Annotated in this window: 19 protein-coding genes and 6 tRNA genes; 1 reads left to right on the forward strand and 24 read right to left on the reverse strand. The window is 42.6% G+C overall.

The window, feature by feature from the left end; all coding sequences use genetic code 11:
* Positions 1-147 precede the first annotated feature (147 nt).
* From MKZ10_RS00005 to acpS, 21 genes are all read right to left on the reverse strand, one after another.
* Positions 148-221 (reverse strand) — tRNA-Gly (locus MKZ10_RS00005).
* Positions 222-230: 9 nt separating this feature from the next.
* Positions 231-307 (reverse strand) — tRNA-Arg (locus tag MKZ10_RS00010).
* Between the two features lie 22 nt (positions 308-329).
* Positions 330-416 (reverse strand) — tRNA-Leu (locus tag MKZ10_RS00015).
* 61 nt (positions 417-477) lie between these two features.
* A tRNA-Lys gene (locus MKZ10_RS00020) sits at positions 478-553 on the reverse strand.
* Between the two features lie 37 nt (positions 554-590).
* A tRNA-Gln gene (locus MKZ10_RS00025) sits at positions 591-662 on the reverse strand.
* Between the two features lie 5 nt (positions 663-667).
* A tRNA-Glu gene (locus MKZ10_RS00030) sits at positions 668-742 on the reverse strand.
* A 262-nt stretch (positions 743-1,004) separates the two neighbouring features.
* Positions 1,005-1,454: a SprT family protein gene (locus MKZ10_RS00035; RefSeq protein ID WP_342506676.1), complete on the reverse strand. Its 450-nt coding sequence runs from the start codon at positions 1,452-1,454 to the stop codon at positions 1,005-1,007.
* A gap of 36 nt (positions 1,455-1,490) precedes the next feature.
* Positions 1,491-3,635: a Tex family protein gene (locus MKZ10_RS00040; protein WP_342510281.1), complete on the reverse strand. Its 2,145-nt coding sequence runs from the start codon at positions 3,633-3,635 to the stop codon at positions 1,491-1,493.
* A 247-nt stretch (positions 3,636-3,882) separates the two neighbouring features.
* Positions 3,883-4,479 (reverse strand): PP2C family serine/threonine-protein phosphatase, encoded by a 597-nt coding sequence (locus MKZ10_RS00045; RefSeq protein ID WP_342506678.1) that lies wholly within the window; start codon positions 4,477-4,479, stop codon positions 3,883-3,885.
* On the reverse strand, positions 4,479-5,264 hold the full coding sequence (gene sigB, locus MKZ10_RS00050; RefSeq protein ID WP_342510283.1) for an RNA polymerase sigma factor SigB: 786 nt from the start codon (positions 5,262-5,264) through the stop codon (positions 4,479-4,481). Before sigB ends, MKZ10_RS00045 begins: the two co-directional genes overlap by 1 nt.
* Positions 5,239-5,712 (reverse strand): anti-sigma B factor RsbW, encoded by a 474-nt coding sequence (gene rsbW, locus MKZ10_RS00055; RefSeq protein WP_342510285.1) that lies wholly within the window; start codon positions 5,710-5,712, stop codon positions 5,239-5,241. Before rsbW ends, sigB begins: the two co-directional genes overlap by 26 nt.
* Positions 5,699-6,040, reverse strand: a complete 342-nt coding sequence (locus MKZ10_RS00060) for an STAS domain-containing protein (protein ID WP_342506680.1) — start codon at positions 6,038-6,040, stop codon at positions 5,699-5,701. Before MKZ10_RS00060 ends, rsbW begins: the two co-directional genes overlap by 14 nt.
* Positions 6,041-6,118: 78 nt before the next feature.
* Positions 6,119-7,126 carry a PP2C family protein-serine/threonine phosphatase gene (locus MKZ10_RS00065; RefSeq protein ID WP_342506683.1) on the reverse strand — a complete coding sequence of 336 codons (1,008 nt, stop codon included), beginning with the start codon at positions 7,124-7,126 and terminating at the stop codon, positions 6,119-6,121.
* 14 nt (positions 7,127-7,140) lie between these two features.
* Positions 7,141-7,542, reverse strand: a complete 402-nt coding sequence (locus MKZ10_RS00070; RefSeq protein WP_342506685.1) for an anti-sigma regulatory factor — start codon at positions 7,540-7,542, stop codon at positions 7,141-7,143.
* Between the two features lie 2 nt (positions 7,543-7,544).
* Complete coding sequence (locus MKZ10_RS00075) at positions 7,545-7,907, reverse strand: STAS domain-containing protein (protein WP_342506687.1); 363 nt, start codon at positions 7,905-7,907, stop codon at positions 7,545-7,547.
* Positions 7,904-8,734 (reverse strand): STAS domain-containing protein, encoded by an 831-nt coding sequence (locus MKZ10_RS00080; RefSeq protein WP_342506689.1) that lies wholly within the window; start codon positions 8,732-8,734, stop codon positions 7,904-7,906. The genes MKZ10_RS00075 and MKZ10_RS00080 overlap by 4 nt, the downstream gene beginning before the upstream one ends.
* 186 nt (positions 8,735-8,920) lie before the next feature.
* Positions 8,921-9,271, reverse strand: a complete 351-nt coding sequence (locus tag MKZ10_RS00085; RefSeq protein ID WP_342506690.1) for a type II toxin-antitoxin system PemK/MazF family toxin — start codon at positions 9,269-9,271, stop codon at positions 8,921-8,923.
* Positions 9,272-9,275: 4 nt separating this feature from the next.
* Complete coding sequence (locus MKZ10_RS00090) at positions 9,276-9,566, reverse strand: transcriptional regulator (RefSeq protein ID WP_340739949.1); 291 nt, start codon at positions 9,564-9,566, stop codon at positions 9,276-9,278.
* 132 nt (positions 9,567-9,698) lie between these two features.
* On the reverse strand, positions 9,699-10,838 hold the full coding sequence (gene alr, locus MKZ10_RS00095) for an alanine racemase (protein WP_342506693.1): 1,140 nt from the start codon (positions 10,836-10,838) through the stop codon (positions 9,699-9,701).
* 226 nt (positions 10,839-11,064) lie between these two features.
* Complete coding sequence (locus MKZ10_RS00100; protein WP_342506695.1) at positions 11,065-12,066, reverse strand: outer membrane lipoprotein carrier protein LolA; 1,002 nt, start codon at positions 12,064-12,066, stop codon at positions 11,065-11,067.
* Between the two features lie 58 nt (positions 12,067-12,124).
* The gene (gene acpS, locus MKZ10_RS00105; RefSeq protein ID WP_342506697.1) at positions 12,125-12,478 is read right to left on the reverse strand and encodes a holo-ACP synthase; all 354 of its coding nucleotides are present in this window, start codon (positions 12,476-12,478) and stop codon (positions 12,125-12,127) included.
* Between the two features lie 285 nt (positions 12,479-12,763).
* Between acpS and MKZ10_RS00110 the strand changes: the two genes are divergently transcribed.
* A complete protein-coding gene (locus tag MKZ10_RS00110; protein ID WP_342506699.1) occupies positions 12,764-13,375 on the forward strand; it encodes a rhomboid family intramembrane serine protease in 612 nt (203 codons plus the stop codon).
* A gap of 23 nt (positions 13,376-13,398) precedes the next feature.
* Here MKZ10_RS00110 and MKZ10_RS00115 read toward each other — a convergent pair whose 3' ends face one another.
* From MKZ10_RS00115 to MKZ10_RS00125, 3 genes are all read right to left on the reverse strand, one after another.
* Entirely contained in the window at positions 13,399-14,898 is a 1,500-nt protein-coding gene (locus MKZ10_RS00115; protein ID WP_342506701.1) for a PH domain-containing protein, read from the reverse strand.
* Positions 14,888-15,367 carry a PH domain-containing protein gene (locus tag MKZ10_RS00120; protein ID WP_342506703.1) on the reverse strand — a complete coding sequence of 160 codons (480 nt, stop codon included), beginning with the start codon at positions 15,365-15,367 and terminating at the stop codon, positions 14,888-14,890. The genes MKZ10_RS00115 and MKZ10_RS00120 overlap by 11 nt, the downstream gene beginning before the upstream one ends.
* Positions 15,368-15,483: 116 nt before the next feature.
* Positions 15,484-16,992 (reverse strand): DEAD/DEAH box helicase, encoded by a 1,509-nt coding sequence (locus tag MKZ10_RS00125; RefSeq protein ID WP_342506706.1) that lies wholly within the window; start codon positions 16,990-16,992, stop codon positions 15,484-15,486.
* Positions 16,993-17,150: the final 158 nt, after the last annotated feature.

Here is a 17,150-nt window from a genome sequence, read left to right on the forward strand (position 1 = left end):
TGCTGTATTTCGTTGACGTTTTGCTGTTCAGTTTTCAAGGTTCATGAGTTACTTTATTTAACAACTATTCTAGTATAACATTCTCGCAGAGAGAAGTCAACAACTATTTTCAAATCATTTTCTTCGAGTTATTTCATTTAAGTAATATGGAGCGGGTGAAGGGAATCGAACCCTCATCATCAGCTTGGAAGGCTGAGGTTTTACCACTAAACTACACCCGCATATAAGTATGGCGCGCCCGGCAGAAGTCGAATCCACAACCTCCTGATCCGTAGTCAGGTGCTCTATCCAATTGAGCTACGAGCGCTCTGTTTAAAGCAAAAATGATTTGGTGCGGTAAAGAGGACTTGAACCTCCACGGGGTTAACCCCCACTAGGCCCTCAACCTAGCGCGTCTGCCATTCCGCCACTACCGCATGTATTTGGCGACAAACTTTATTATACATTACGCACTTCATTTGTCAACATTTTTTAAAATGGTGAGCCATGCAGGATTCGAACCTGCGACCCTCTGATTAAAAGTCAGATGCTCTACCAACTGAGCTAATGGCTCTCTATTATATATAAGAAGAAACAACTTAAAGGTTGAACTGGGGTAGCTGGATTCGAACCAACGAATGACGGAGTCAAAGTCCGTTGCCTTACCGCTTGGCTATACCCCACCGATTGGTGACCCCTACGGGATTCGAACCCGTGTTACCGCCGTGAAAGGGCGGTGTCTTAACCGCTTGACCAAGGGGCCTCATAAAGTATTGATATCGTATGTAAGGAACATCTTATCTTGTTTCTGAAGCTGTATTTCCTAACCGACTTTTTCTATTATAGACAGTTCAATTCACTACGTCAACACTTTTCTACAACTTCTTTTCAATAACTTTCAAAAAGGAAGACCTAATCACCAATCCACCGATTGCCTACTTGGTTCAACAGGGGGTTGCCCCCCGTAGCTGACACTTCGCTTTCAGTACATTGCTGGATCAAGGTAAAGCAGCCTGGCTTTTAAATTACATCTCCATTATAGCCCCTGCGCATTTTCCACATCTATACTTCCGAACGTCCATCCTTCTTCTCCGCCGATACTCTAACTCACATGCTACACATTTATAAAGATGCACCAATGGAGGCTTCTTATTCATTTCAGAAAGCACTTTACAAAACCTTGGTGACTCTGTTTTCTTTAGCAACTCCCTAAAATCAACATCACGGTGGCGATAACCCCTTCCCTCTATATGAAGATGATAATGACATAGTTCGTGTTTAATAACGCCGACTAATTCTTCCATTCCATATCTCTGAAATACCAAGGGGTTAATCTCAATCGAATGATCTACCAACATATAACGTCCACCCGTTGTGCGTAACCTACTATTAAAGCGAGATAGATGGAGGAATGGCTTTCCAAATACATCGATAGAAATATCTTCTATCAACTTCTGTAAGTCTGTATCTTTCATGACCATTTCCCTCCTAAGCTATAGCGCCAAGACAAGTTATTTTTTTACGGGCGGTAGCATCGTTAGTGAAATTCTACCTTTTGCCTTGTCTACTCCCTCTACCCATACTGTAACAATATCACCCGACGATACTACATCTAAAGGGTGCTTCACATAGCCTTTTTTCAATTTCGAAATATGCACAAGCCCATCTTCCTTTACCCCTATATCTATGAATGCACCGAAGTCGACAACATTCCTAACGGTTCCTTGCATTTCAAGACCTTGATACAGATCCTTCATATCAAGTACGTCTGCTTTTAGTAACGGCTGTGGAAAATCATCACGCGGATCTCTATTCGGTCTTTGAAGGGTGTCAATAATATCCTTCAGTGTCACTTCTCCAACATCTAACTTCGTTGCCAGCGTCTTAATATCAAGATCGGCTAATGCCTCCGCCGTTTCTTGCTTACCAAGTACCTTTTTCCCTAATCCAACCTCTTCTAATACTCGCTCCGCCAATGCATAACTTTCCGGATGAATTCCAGTCGAGTCAAAAGGATCTGCCGCACCAGGTACGCGAAGGAAGCCAATCGCCTGCTCATAAGTTTTCGCTCCAAGACGTGGCACTTTTTTCAATTGGTTGCGCTTCGTAAATAAACCATTCTCTTCACGAGACTTCACAATATTTTCTGCCACGACCTTCGATAAACCCGCAACATATTGAAGCAATGAGGAGGAAGCTGTGTTTACATCTACACCCACTCGGTTCACGGCCGTTTCAACAACAAACGTTAATGATTCCGATAAGCGTTTTTTAGCTACATCATGCTGATATTGCCCAACCCCAACAGAACCTGGATCAATCTTCACCAGTTCTGACAATGGATCTTGCAAACGCCGCGCGATTGACACTGCACTTCGCTGTTCAACTTGTAAATCAGGAAACTCTTCCCGCGCCTTAGCCGAAGCTGAGTACACACTTGCACCTGCTTCATTGACAATGACATAGGAAACGCCTGCCGCCGCCTCTTTTATACACTCAACAATGAACAACTCTGATTCGCGCGAAGCTGTTCCGTTACCAATCGCAATAATAGAAACTGGGTACTTTTTAAGTAATTCCAAAATGATACGCTTCGACTTTTCTTTTTCAGGTTTTGGTGGATGTGGGTACACGACTGATATTTCAAGCAGCTTTCCTGTTTCATCGACAACCGCGAGTTTACAGCCTGAACGGAAGGCCGGATCCACACCTAGCACCACTTTCCCTTTCAAAGGAGGCTGCAGCAAAAGACTCTTCAAGTTTTCCGAAAACACATGAATAGCTTGTTCTTCCGCCTTTTCAGTCAGCGCCGTCCTAATTTCTCTTTCAATAGAAGGAGCTATCAATCGTTTAAACGCATCCTCAATCGCTTCTTTCACTTGCGCCGCTACCGGCACATGCGCTTTACGAATCAATTCACGTTCAAGTCCCCCAATAATTTGTACCGTTGGGAAGGATATACCGACTCGTAACACTTCTTCCTTTTCACCACGGTTCAAGGCAAGCACACGGTGTGGCACAATTTTCTTTAGCGGCTCTTCGTATTCATAGTAATTGCCAAATACATTACGCTCATCTTCCGCACCTTTTCGTAGCACGGATACAATCAAACCATTATTCCATGTCAGCTTACGGATATTCTCCCGAATGGTAGCATCGTCCGCAAAACGCTCGGCAATAATATCACGCGCACCCGCGAGCGCCTCTTCAACAGTGTTTACACCCGCTTCTTCATTAACAAAAGGTACTGCCATTTCTTCCGGCACAGCCGTCGAGTATTCTAACAGCTGATTAGCCAGTGGTTCCAGTCCAGCTTCAATTGCAATCATTGCACGCGTCCGCCTTTTCTGTTTAAACGGTCGGTACAAGTCTTCAATACGCTGGAGCACAGTAGCTCCTTCAATCAATTTTCTTAAGTTATCATCTAGTTTACCTTGCTCATCAATAAGTCGAATCACTTCTTCTTTTCGTTGCTCAAGACCTTTGACATAACTATAAGCATCTTCAATTGCTTTTATCTGAACTTCATCGAGCGAACCTGTTTCCTCTTTTCGATACCTAGCAATGAACGGAACCGTGTTCCCTTGATCAAGTAACGCAATCACTTTTTCAGTTTGATGGATACTAACAGCTGCTTTGTCAGCCGTCGCTTTAATAATATCTCCTATCAATACAATCACCCTTTCCTCACTGTCTTTCATTTTAACATCAATTACGCCTTGGTGTAATTGCGAATCGAACTACGAAGGGTTCGATTTGCCGTATTTCTGCGTACTTTGCAGAAATCAAGGCACTCTTTCAGGACGTCGCGCACTTAGACTGCCTTCTTAAGCTTCCCTTAAAAATCCGTGACATCCGCCGGAGACTTTTCATCTGAATCCAGATAAAAAGCCCACTTCCTATTCATAGAAGTAGGCTTCCTGCTATAAAGGTGGCGTCGTCGCCATCGTCAATGGATTGCAATACATTCCGAGACAATTCGCAGGCCCCTGAGCTGTCCTTCAAGATAGCCTTCGGGCTGTTTAACGTGACCCCGTCTGAATGAAGGAAAAATATATCTCCCGCCTGGTAATCGTATTGTTGCGTTTTTAACTTTTGAGGTCTACCCGACAGATAACCCATAACAGGCAAAGGATAAATCATCTTTGTTCTGTTGTGCAGAATATATAATCGGACATTCCCCACACAACTGTATTGTATCGTTTTCCGGTTATGGTCTATCTTCATAATCGCTACAGCGGCACCACGTTTTTGCACCATATACTCATTACAACGGCTTAGCAATTCATCAATCGTTTCAGAATGAAATTCGCCCAATACCTTCGGAATGATTTGTGCTGATTGGCGAGCAATCGGTCCACTCCCTAGCCCATCCGCAATTGCGCAAATGAAATAATCCTCCTCAGCCTGCACGAAGTACGTATCACCACATTCCCGATTTCCCCGTTTCACCGCCTGATAAACATAGACTTCAACATGTTCAGTTAAAATAGATTCCACTATGACACACCACCAGCCGCTAGAATTGCATCCTGTAACTTCTTGATAGCTTTTCGTTGTAATCTCGAGACATGCATTTGGGAAATCCCAAGCCGTTCTCCCGCTTCTTTTTGGCTTAATTGTTCAATATATGTATATTGGATAATCTGTTTTTCACGTTCGGAAAGTACATTTAACGCATTCGCAACTAACATACGTTGATCTATCCTTTCGAAGCCTGCATCAGTTTCTCCAACGACATCGAACAAAGTCACCAGCCCGCCTTCGGAATCTGCTTCCAATCCTCGATCCATAGAAAGTGCCTGATAACTTCTTCCCATTTCCATTGCTTCAAGGATTAGCTCTTCATCTACATCTAGATATTCAGCAATTTCACCGACAAGGGGAGAGCGTTGTAATTCTCTTGTTAACGCTTCAACAGCCGCTTTAATTCTCGGTCCAAGCTCTTTTATTCGTCTCGGGACATGAACTGCCCATGTTTTATCCCGAAGAAACCGCTTAATTTCCCCAATGATTGTCGGAACGGCGAATGCTTCGAAACTTCTACCGAATCCCGGATCATAGCGACGAATAGCCCCTAGGAGTCCGAGCATACCTACTTGCGCAATATCCTCATGATAGGGCTTGCCATTGGAATATTTTCTGGCAATCGATTGCACCAAACGCTCATAATGCAGGACGAGATTTGTTTGGGCTTCTTGATCTTCCGTTTCCTGATATTGCTTAATCCAGAGTAGAACTTGTTCCTTCGTCCCGGATTCACGAGGAGACTGTTCTTCCGACATCATCATCCCCCCGCTCTCCACCGAGATATTTGGTCATAAAGACCGTCACGCCCTCCTTATGGTGGACTTTCACATCATCCATAAGTGTTTCCATCAGGTATAGACCGAGTCCGCCCTCCCGGAGAAATTGAACTTCCTCCTGTTCATTATAAGGCCCTAATGACTTTTTCGTTTCTTCAAAATTAAAACTTTTCCCATGATCCGCAACCATTATTTCTAACCTATCTTCGAAAAGAGCGCAGCCAACAACAACTTCCCCCTCCTCGTTAACCTTATACGCATGTTGAACTGCATTTGTAATCGCTTCACTTGAAGCTATTTTCAAATCTTCAATTTCATCATACGTAAAACCTAACCGGCTTGCGAGTCCTGATATCGTTAGACGAGCGACACCGACATACTGCGCTTTTGCCGGAACTCTAATTTCAATATAGTCATACGCCTGCATCTTCGTCCCTACCTTCCTCATTTTCTATATCCATAACTTCACTTAAACCTGTAATTTCAAATAACCTTCTAAGGCGAGAATTGACACCAACGATTTTGACATGCCCTCCGTTAGCTTTCACAGCTTTATAAAATCCGACAAATACGCCAAGTCCGGTACTGTCCACATATTCCACCTCGGATAGATCTAATTCAGCTTGCATATCCTCCACTTTTTCAGCCGACGCGAGGGATTCTTTTAACTTTGTAGCTGTAAATGCATCAATTTCGCCAACAATTTTAAAACGTCGAACACTGTTCTCTTCTAATAACTCTACCTGCAAATCCATTATTCTCACCCCGAGTTTTCTATTTTTAAAAAATGTACAGTAAACTGATGTATACCCTCTTATTTATATAAATCAAACTTAATTATTCTTTTTTTTGAAAATTACAATTGTAAAATCATCCCGCAAATTAAAATCCTGTACCCCTGCAAGCTTATTGTACATTGTATCTGCAATCACTTGAGCAGGCTCGTCCTTCACTTCTAACAATAACGATTTAATCGCTTCACTGTCTATAAAACCAGTATCCGTACGTACTTCTGTTACACCGTCCGTCATCATAGCGATGAAATCACCTTCTTCTAGCACAACTGACTTTTCTTCATATAGTACATCTGCATGAACGCCAAGCAGAAGTCCCTTCGCACCGAGTTCCGTAAATGTCCCAGTAGATGCCTTATACAGGAGGGCTGGCTCATGTCCAGCTGAACCATAAGTAAAACTTGCATCTCTTGCATCATACTTCCCATAAAACATGGAGATGAACATTGAATCAGATACGCTTTTCTCCACAATCCGATTGACGATATCGAGTACATTTTGCGGACTTGTATCCTCGTTACGTAAACTGTCAATCCCGAACTTAATCATCGTCATACAAAGCGCTGCAGGAATTCCCTTCCCCATCACATCAGCAACCGCTACACTTGTCTCATAGTAATTATCATGTAGAAAATAAATGTAATCTCCACTCATCTTTTTGGCCGGCTCTGTTACAAAGCCGATATCCAATTCTCGAACTTCTGGTATTTTCGTCTTCAATAATGTATCCTGCACCTTCACAGCAACATTGATTTCCATCTGAATTTCTGCCTGCCTACGGATTAAGCTTTGATGCTCTCTTAGAGCAAGTCCATAGTGAATCATCATTTCAATCAAATAATCAAATGAATTTACCAGCTCATCCTGTATATCCGGATACAGTTCAGTCAGAGCAATTTTATGAATACTGATGACCTCTTCAGGTGCTATTTCTTGCCCGATGAATTTCCTACTAAATTTCTGACCCAAATAAAGAGCCTCTTCATTTGGCCTATCGATATATTGCTGCATAATTTCTTTATATTGCTTCACAATATCCTGAGGCACCCATCATCATCCCTTCACCGTAGCCATTTTGTCGCGGTAATTACCGTGCCCACCCCGAGTTCTGTCTCTAATTTGAATTCGTCCATAAGCCTCCTTACACCTGGCATCCCCGCGCCAAGTCCTCCTGAAGTCGTAAACCCATCCTCCATTACTATACGTATGTCAGGAATTCCAGGTCCCTCGTCAGATGCGATGATTGTAATGCCGGATAAGCCATCTACGGAAAGACTTTCAATTTCAATTTTACCTTTTCCTGCATATAAATAAATATTACGTGCTAATTCGCTTATTGCTGTTGTAATCCTCGCCTGATCGACCGTTCCGAATCCTGACTTTTTTGCTTCATTCCGCCCGAGCTGTCGAGCAGCAACAATATCCCACTCCGTGTATATCTCTACAGAAGACCGCTCCCCCATGGTCAGGCCTCCAATTCTTGTTGAAGTTTGTCCAATCCGTTTTCGAGATCGAGCGCAGTCAATACGTCCTCCAAACGAATTCCAAGTTCAATGAGCGTAATAGCAACGGCCGGCTGGATCCCTGTAATAACAACTTTGGCTCCCATCAATCCTGACATGCTAATCACATCCCCTAAAACTTTGGCGATGAATGAATCGATGAAGTCAATCGGTGTCAAATCGATCACCACACCTCGCGCCGTCGTCTCATGCATTTTTTTCAATAGATCCTCTTGAAACTGAATAGCCGTCTGATCATCAAGTTCCCATTGGACAGAAACAATTAAAACGTCCTTTAATTTTAAAATTGGAATTCGCTTATTCATGAGCAATCAACCTCCACAATTGTACGGTTCGTCAACCTCAGAGCCTCCTGCATCCCACGCCTCAATGTACTCGTAGTCGTGAAATCATTCAAATTGATACCTAATGTCACAATCGTCTGTGCAATTTCCGGTCGAATTCCGACAAGTATACATTTTGCCCCGACGAGCCTAACCGCATCCGCTGCTTGAATAATATGATGGGCGACCATTGTATCGACGACTGGGACACCTGTAATATCAAGAAGAACAACTTCTGCCCTTTGCCTTACTACTCCCTCCAACAAGTTCTCCATAATGAGCTTGGCACGTTCTGAATCAATCGTTCCGACTAATGGCATAACTGATATTTTATCGAAGACCGGAATCAGCGATGCAGATAACTCCTGCAAAGCAATTCTTTGTAAACTAAATGTACGTTCCCATTCTGTAGAGTAAGCTTGAATAATACTTCCACGCAGGGGTCTGATCCAATTCGTAAACAGATCCATGATGGGACGTAAATTACTATTTGTAATAACACCTTTTTCTTCTAATAAATTAAAAGTAATCTGCGAAAAATTATCAATTGCCTTGTTCACAAATTTAATAGACCAACCGAAACGCACTACTTTTTCAGTGAAATCATTTAACTTCATTTCGTCAACAATATCGTCATCTGTAATATTTGACGTCATGAGTTCCACGAATTCCCTACTTGTTTTTTCGATGAGCTGTAGAGGCATAAACTGAAAAAAGCGCTCTTCTTCCACTTTTTCCATACTCATTTGCCATCGTTCAATAATGTCATCCATATGCTGATTTATACCTTCTACCATATACTTATTCATAATAATACCTATAAGCCCCCTTGTTAGATTTCCTCAAGTTAAACAATCTATATACTCATTGTAACGAAAAATACAAGGTAGCACACCTCTTTCTGTCACATAATTGAAAATAGTCCAATGTTCATGCTTCGACAATCAAAAAACACCACAGATATCACTCCTGTGGTGTTTTTCTTATATGTATGCTCAGAATTTGACGAGACCGAAGCTCACTTCAAGTGCTTCATCGACCTGTTCCATCAAAAAATCATCTAGTTGCGTAATCTTATCGGTAAGCCTTGACTTGTCGATTGTGCGAACTTGTTCGAGCAGGATAACTGAATCCCGCTCGAAGCCATAGCGCGTCGCATCAATTTCAACATGTGTAGGCAATTTTGCTTTTTGTATCTGTGCGGTAATTGCCGCAATAATGACTGTCGGACTAAACCGGTTGCCTATATCATTTTGAATAACAAGAACCGGTCTTGTACCTCCCTGTTCAGAACCGACGACAGGCGACAGATCTGCAAAAAAGACGTCTCCACGTTTTATTGCCAACTTTTCATCCTCCGCTTACGAGACGTTCCACCGTATGCTGGGCTTCAAACTCCACATGCAAGCATTCTGTGGCGATTTTCAGGTTGATTTGTGACATTTCGACGTAACCCTTCATCATTTCTTCTCTAATCGTAGCCGATTCATAGTCGGTTACGTATCGTTTTGTCGAAATATAAACGAAATCTTCACGACCCGGCTCCTGATGGACGACCGTATGTTCATTTTCATTCAGCATCCGTTTTGGAATCTTAACAATGATTTCTTTCATGTTTTTATTTGCACGCAACGTCAGCACCTCCGACAAACCGTTCCCTCATTTCAATACAAGTTCATCTTACCATTGAATAACGACAATGAGAAGACATAGAAGGAAGTTTATTGACAGGATTCTGCAAGACTACTTGTTTTTTTGTCGAAAGTACGGATATTAGATAGGCTGTCCATCTTTCCCAATATATATTCTCGGAATCCGTTCCGCAATCGAAACAGCAATTTCATATGGAATGGTGCCGAGTCGTTCCGCCCACTCTTCCATCGTAATTTCCTCTTGCCCTTGGCGACCAATTAGTGTAACTTTTTCACCAATCGGCATTTCATGTGCTAATTTCACCATACATTGATCCATACAAATTGTACCGACAAGTGTTGCTCGCTCTCCACCAATGAGAACATCCTGTCCTCGCAAGCCACGCCGTAAACCATCTGCATAACCAATCGGAATGGTACCAATCCACTCACCCTCAGTCGTTTCATAGGTACCTCCATAACTAATCGGAGTCCCAGTCTCTACATATTTGACATGGACGAGCTCACTTTCCATTTGTAAGGATCTTTCAAGAGGAAACGGTAAATTTCTTGCCACATAGTCTGAGGATGCAATGCCATAAAGGCCAATCCCAAAACGAACTGCATCCAATCCATAATCGTGATAAAGGAGGGCAGCCGCACTGTTCGACGCATGAACAAGTCGTGGTTTTTCTGGTAATGTTTGTACCAGCTCCCTAAACATCGCAAACTGCTTTTCAGTTCTCCCCTGATTCCCTTCGTCCGCACAGGAAAAATGTGTGAAGATGCCATCTAATTGCACATCTTCAGTATGCTCGACAATCGACAAAATCGCCTGGAGGGCCGCTGCATCCCGTAGCCCAATTCTACCCATACCGCTATCAATTTTTACATGAATTTTTAACGGTTTACTCATTTTTTCTTCGTAGTCCAGTACCGCCTGCAACCACTCCGCTGCAGAAACGGTGATGATGACGCCAAGTTCAGCTGCTTTTGCAGCAAAGCTAGTGGGAGACGGTCCCATAACAAGGATATCTCCACTGATGCCTGCCATTCGCAGCCGCACCGCTTCATCCGGCGTCGCAACCGAAACCATTTGAACACCTGCTTCAAAAGCAGCAATGGCCACTTCCACATCTCCATGTCCATAGCCATTTGCTTTCACAACCGCAATCACTGAAGTCGATCTTTCTATATACTGTATCAAGTTCCGGATATTCGCCTTGATAGCTTCCAGATTTATCGTTACTTGCGTTGGACGATAATGAACAGAGTTTTTCATGATGCCCCCTCATTTATACGTTGTTGCTCTCTATTATCAATCCCCTACCCTTTCTTCGTCAATCAATTACGCCTTAGCCTGCGTTCCTCTTATCGTTCAGCGGGCATTTGAACACACGCTGAACAGGAAAACAAAACTGCATTCATCTCGCCACCTATAGAGGCGGGAGTCTTCAGTAGCTGATGCTTCGCTTTCAGTACAAATAAATTTGCTGAATGAAGATAAATTATTTCATACCTTCTGCTTCCATCGACAAAGCTACCTCAATCATTTCATCTTTTGTTAACGTTTCAGATGCTATGAAAAATGAGATACCATTACTTTCCCAACGAATTGAGTTGTCAGTTAGAGCCGCAACCGCAAATCCAAGGTCAACAGGATCACCTTCAATAGAGACAGCTATTTTTTTGTCAGGTAACGTTGCCGGTTCCTGAACAATGATGAATTCTTTACTTCCACTAATTGTCATGAAGGACCTTGTGCCATTCGCCGTTTCCATTTGCTCTTCATCCAACGTGGTACCTTCCCAATCGACCGTTGGGTAATAAGTTTGGAAACCTGTTTTCTTACCGTCTTCCGGGCTTTGTTCTTTTTCAATATTCGTACCATCTAAATCCACCGCATAGTCCGCAGCTTTACGTTCTTTCCCAAGCGTAATCTGTTGGAAAGTGATGCGGATTTTTTCTTCTTTGTTTTCATCCAACACGGATACATAGGTTGGCAGCAATGTTTTTTTGTCGACATGAATTCGTTGCGTCGGCAAAACTTTTTTATGATTATTGCGAGTCGCTGTTTCAAAGATATACATTTTTTCTTTTTCAGTCATCGTCGCATTTTTATCCGTCTTAATATCATCAGACAACGCACCGATTAAATACGCTTGACTATTTTGCGCAGGCCAATCACTTTGGAATTTGTACGTTTTGCCGAGTGATGGCGTGACTACAAATACCCCTTCTTCGTTGCGCACAATCATCTGTGAATCTTCACTGCCTGCTTGACTAACATTCACACGATAGAAAGCAGGCTTTGTATACCAGACAACAACATCATAGATACGCGGTTCTGCCCCTGTTTTAATCTCCATAGTCGCCTTTAGTTCGTACCCTTTCGTATCATTCCACTTACCACTGAGCTTTTTCGCAATATCCTCTTTCGATGGTGTTCCACATGCCGCAAGGAGTACCATAACTACAACTAACAACAGAGCAACTATCCGGCTACGCATACAGTTCATCCTTTCTCATTTCAATCGGGTAGGTCATCTTATGAGGAAGGACGGACATTTATGCGAGTAAGATTACTTGTGCTGCTGCTACCGTTTTTGTATGCGTAATAGAAACAAATCCAGAGACCTTATTTTTCTTGAAATAAAGGACCGGCTTTCCACTGGCCTCCGGTAAAATTTGAATATCCGTAAAGTTACAGGCTATACCAATTCCAGTGCCATTCGCTTTCGCGTAAGCCTCCTTACCCGCAAAACGCCCCGCTAAAAATTCTATACGACGATGGTCGGTGAGCGTTTCGTAAATTTGTAATTCTGCTAAGGTTAAAATACGCAAACGAAACTTCTCTGAATGCGCGTCTAATTTAGCAATACGGTCTAATTCGACGATATCTAAACCAATTCCTGCAATCAATGCGATTCCCCCTTTCCGATTTGTTCATCTGTTGAATCAATTTCATTACTGTCTATTTCATTTAAAAGACGAATAATTGTAAGAGTATTATCGTTGATTAGAGCGTAAGGCGGCGACTCCAGCGGGAACAGCACGAGCCGAAGACCCTGGACTGAGCGTAGCGAGGGAAGCGGCTGAGGCTGTGCCCGCGGAAAGCGTCCGCCTGAAGCGCAAATCAACCTTGTTCGTTTTTTTGCTGAATCAAGTTAAAAAATGTATAATGGTTCCATAGATTGAGGTGAAAAAATGTTTAGTCGTACAGAAAGTTTTTCGCAATACATCCGCCTGTACCCTGTTGTAACAGTGTTGCTTGCTTTGAATATCATCATTCATTTAGTTACATTTATCCCTTTTATTGGTGACGAGGTATTTTATGCCGGCGTCGGTTACAACCTATGGATTTCTGAAGGGGACTGGTGGCGACTCGTCACACCGATGTTCTTACATGAAAACGGTGGCATTACCCATTTACTATTCAATATGTTTTCCCTATTCGTTTTCGGACCTGAACTTGAAAGAATAGCCGGCAAAGCACGATTCCTGACCATTTACCTGCTCGCAGGTATTTTCGGCAATATCGCAACTTACTTCCTGCAACCACTTGGCTATGTCAGCGTTGGTGCTAGTGGAGCTATTTTTGGGATTTTCGGGGCATTTGGGGCACTGGTTTATTACACCAAGCATATCCTTCCCCAGCTTAGACAGATCATTTTGCCTATTATCGCAATTGGTGTCATTATGGGATTTTTCCAACCAAATATTAACGTAACAGCCCATATTGCCGGGCTTATCGTCGGATTTTTGATTGGACTCAGCTATTTTCATCCTAAACGTATTATTAGCTGGAAAAAAAGATAAAGAAGAGGAAGGACAGCGGGAAACTATTCCTGCTGTCCTTTGTCATTCGTACTCTTTACATACCACGAAAGAATTCTTTCTGCCTCCAGCTCCTCCATATGAAATATAGACGGACGAAAAATACCCACTCCTGATTTAACGCTTGCAGCTAATGTAGCTACCTGTTTACGCTTATGAAAATAGTTTTGTTTCATTTCCAGCGATTGAATCCTTTTCCTCATTAAAAATGCAGTTTGTAAGCTAAATCCTCTAAAACGCATCGTTAGTTGATTACCTGAAATTTCATACCCTGCAGAACGATGTTGCCAAAGCCCAAAGAGGATGATAACAGGAATGATTAATAAGGAAAATAGACCATATGGGAAGAAAAAGTAAGTTAAAGCACCAGCGGTAGGGATCATCCATACAAAGTCAATGCGATAGTAAAAACGTCTCCCCCGTGCAGGTAGTTTATGAGTTGGCTCCTTTAACACTAAATCGGGAAATATCTCGCATAACGAATGATAAATAGCGGCTTTTTTCACCAAGGGGAATAGATTAATTTTCGCACCTTCTGCTCCTCCACCACCAGCACTATCAATGACGACTGCCGCATAGCCGAACAACTGCCTAAGCGGATTTTCAATAATCCGTACACTTTGAACTCTATTCAACGGCACTGTCATTCTTTTCTTTTCCAATAACCCTCGTGTTATGACGATATCTTGCTCATCCAACGTGACGGAAAAACCGTAATACTGGAAGAACGTCATCGCTACGGATAATCCCCATACTACGACGAAGCCTAAAAAAACGACTAACGCGACTATTACAAGTCCATATTTAATAAAAACCGAAACTTCTTCATACATCCATTGATACGGAATCATATCAGAAAACTGCGATAAAAAAATGGCTGCACCTGAAAGAATGACACCAATACCGCCCGAAGTTGTTGCTAAAATAATAAGGTCCTTCGCCGACAAAGTGAAAATAGACTTCACATGTGCATCTTCCTCAATAGATAACTCCTCTAGCCCTTCGCCTTCTTCAACAACAGCTTTTCTTCTAACTTTTGCCTCTGCAATTTCTAGTTCAATTATTTCTGCAGCCTCTTTCGTAATGGCTGTTAGTTCCGCCTCTGATTTTTTGGCCGAAGAACTACCTGCGGTTTCCACCTTTACTTTAATAAGCTTAAAAGGACGATGCAAAATTCCTTCTGTATAATCAAGACTTTGAATCCGGTCAAACGGAATATAACGCTTCTTCTTAACAAACAAACCATACTCAATACGCAACTCATCTTCCTCGAACCAATATTCAAATCGCTTCCATTTGATAATCCCAGTAGCCAAAAATACGATAAGAAGGACACCAAAAATGATAAATGAAGCATAATCTATGTACCATTTTCCCGTTCCCAAATCTTTCAATCCATTTGCAAAAAATAACACAATTAGTGGAAGAATCATTTCCTTTAACGTTTTCAGCACTTCAATAATAGCCGTGATCCAATGCAATTTATAGCGATTATTAGACATCATCTTCCGCCACCCTTGCGAGCACTGAAATTCTTCCACGTAACTCATCTGCTTCTTCCGTCACTAGCGCTGGAATACTATGATTCGTCGCCGCAGTGGAAATTGTGATTACAGCCAAATTATATTTCCGAAGAATCGGACCTTGGGCAGTGTCGACATGTTGCACCCGTACCATCGGAATCAAGGTCCTTTTAACAATAAAAAGTCCATGTTGTAATTCTATTTCTGATTCACGTACCTCATAGCGCCACCGCATCCATCTAACTTTTGGGAACAGATAAATGAATAAATAAGAAAATAATATAACGACGACTATCGCAATTGTGTAAATCCACCACGGTCCTTCAAATAGATAAGTTAAAACTCCAGCACCTATCGCAAATAGCAATAGCAGTGCCGTTTGCATAATACCGTATAATCTCCACACTCTTAATCCTTTTTCCGATATCCGATTACTTGGTTGCGTCCTCATATGAACACCTCTTTCTATACATTCTATACGATTAGCTAGAGTAAATGTTTCATTTTCATCAAAACAAAAAATCGGGAGCGTCTTCACGCTTCCCGATTTTCTTTATAAAGTAATGATTAACGTTCTGTTCTTGTGCTACGTGAACGACCGCTATCTCTTCTTGCTCCGTCACGACTTCCGCCGCCACCGCTACTACGACGAGATGCTCCGCCACCATAACCGCGACCACCGCCGTTACCTGATGAACGACCGCCGCTGCGGTTACCTTTATAACCACCGCCGCCGCTACGTGAACCTCCACGTGCTGGTAATGGACGCTCTTCTGAAATCGATACAGGTGTATCGTTCGGCTCGCGTGTTAATGAACGAAGTGCTGCTGCAACTAGGTCATTCGCATCGAATTTAGTAAGTAATTCAGCTGCTAAATGCGTATAATCACTCAACTCGTTTTTCTCAACGATTTCCGCTAACTGCTCAACCGCTAGACGTTGCTGACCTACAAGTGCTTCGTCAGAGGATGGTGGCGTTAAAGGAGTCATACGCTTTTTAGTTGTTTCTTCAACGATACGTAGGTAGCCCATTTCACGTGGTGTAACAAACGTGATCGCCACTCCGCTTTTCCCTGCGCGCCCAGTACGACCGATACGGTGAACATAGCTTTCAGGGTCTTGTGGAATATCGAAGTTATAAACATGTGTAACACCTGAAATATCAAGTCCACGTGCCGCAACGTCAGTCGCAACAAGGATGTCTACTTTACCTTCTTTAAACTGGCGAAGAACTGACATACGTTTCGCTTGCGTCAAGTCACCATGAATACCTTCAGCGATGTAACCGCGGATGCTTAGTGCATGCGATAGTTCATCTACACGACGCTTTGTACGACCGAAAACAATCGCAAGCTCCGGTTGGTGAACATTCAATAGACGTGAAAGGATGTCAAACTTCTCGCGTTCTTGTGATTTCACGAAGAACTGCTCGATGTTTTCAACAGTCATTTCTTTTGATTTGATTTTAACCATTTCCGGGTTTTTCATGAACGTTTCAGCAATTTTACGGATTGGTGCAGGCATTGTAGCCGAGAATAGAAGTGTTTGGCGTTCAGCCGGAACACTTGCAAGAATTGTGTTGATGTCTTCGATGAAGCCCATGTTCAACATTTCATCCGCTTCGTCAAGTACTAGCGTTTGTACGCCATCCAATTTCAACGTTTTACGTTTAATATGGTCGAGGATACGCCCTGGCGTTCCAACGATGATTTGTGGATTGTTGCGTAGCGCACGGATTTGACGCCCGATTTCTTGACCACCGTAAACAGAAAGGATGCGTGCACGTTTGTCAGCACCAATTTTGTAAATCTCTTCAGAAACTTGAATAGCCAACTCGCGTGTTGGTGCGATAACAAGTGCTTGTACCGCTGGGTTTCTTGTGTCGATTTTTTCAATGATTGGAATACCGAATGCAGCTGTTTTCCCCGTACCTGTTTGTGCTTGACCAATAACGTCAAGACCTTCCATACCAAAACGGACAGTGCCTTCTTGGATTGGTGTTGCTTCTTCGAACCCCATTTTACTTAGAGCACGTTGTGTTGATTCACTGATGTTTAATTCTGAAAAATTCGTCAAACTTCTCAATCTCCTTTGTTTTCTCATTTGACAATTGGTTACATTTGCAAATGAAGGCGCGGCAAATTCGAGCCATTAAAGGGAACGTTTCCGATATTTTGCATTCTCTATAGTAGAGGTTATGGTTGAAAAGGAAAGCCCGGTCTTTGCCGAGCGGT

It is taken from the genome of Sporosarcina sp. FSL K6-2383 (genome assembly GCF_038618305.1).
GTDB lineage: Bacteria > Bacillota > Bacilli > Bacillales_A > Planococcaceae > Sporosarcina.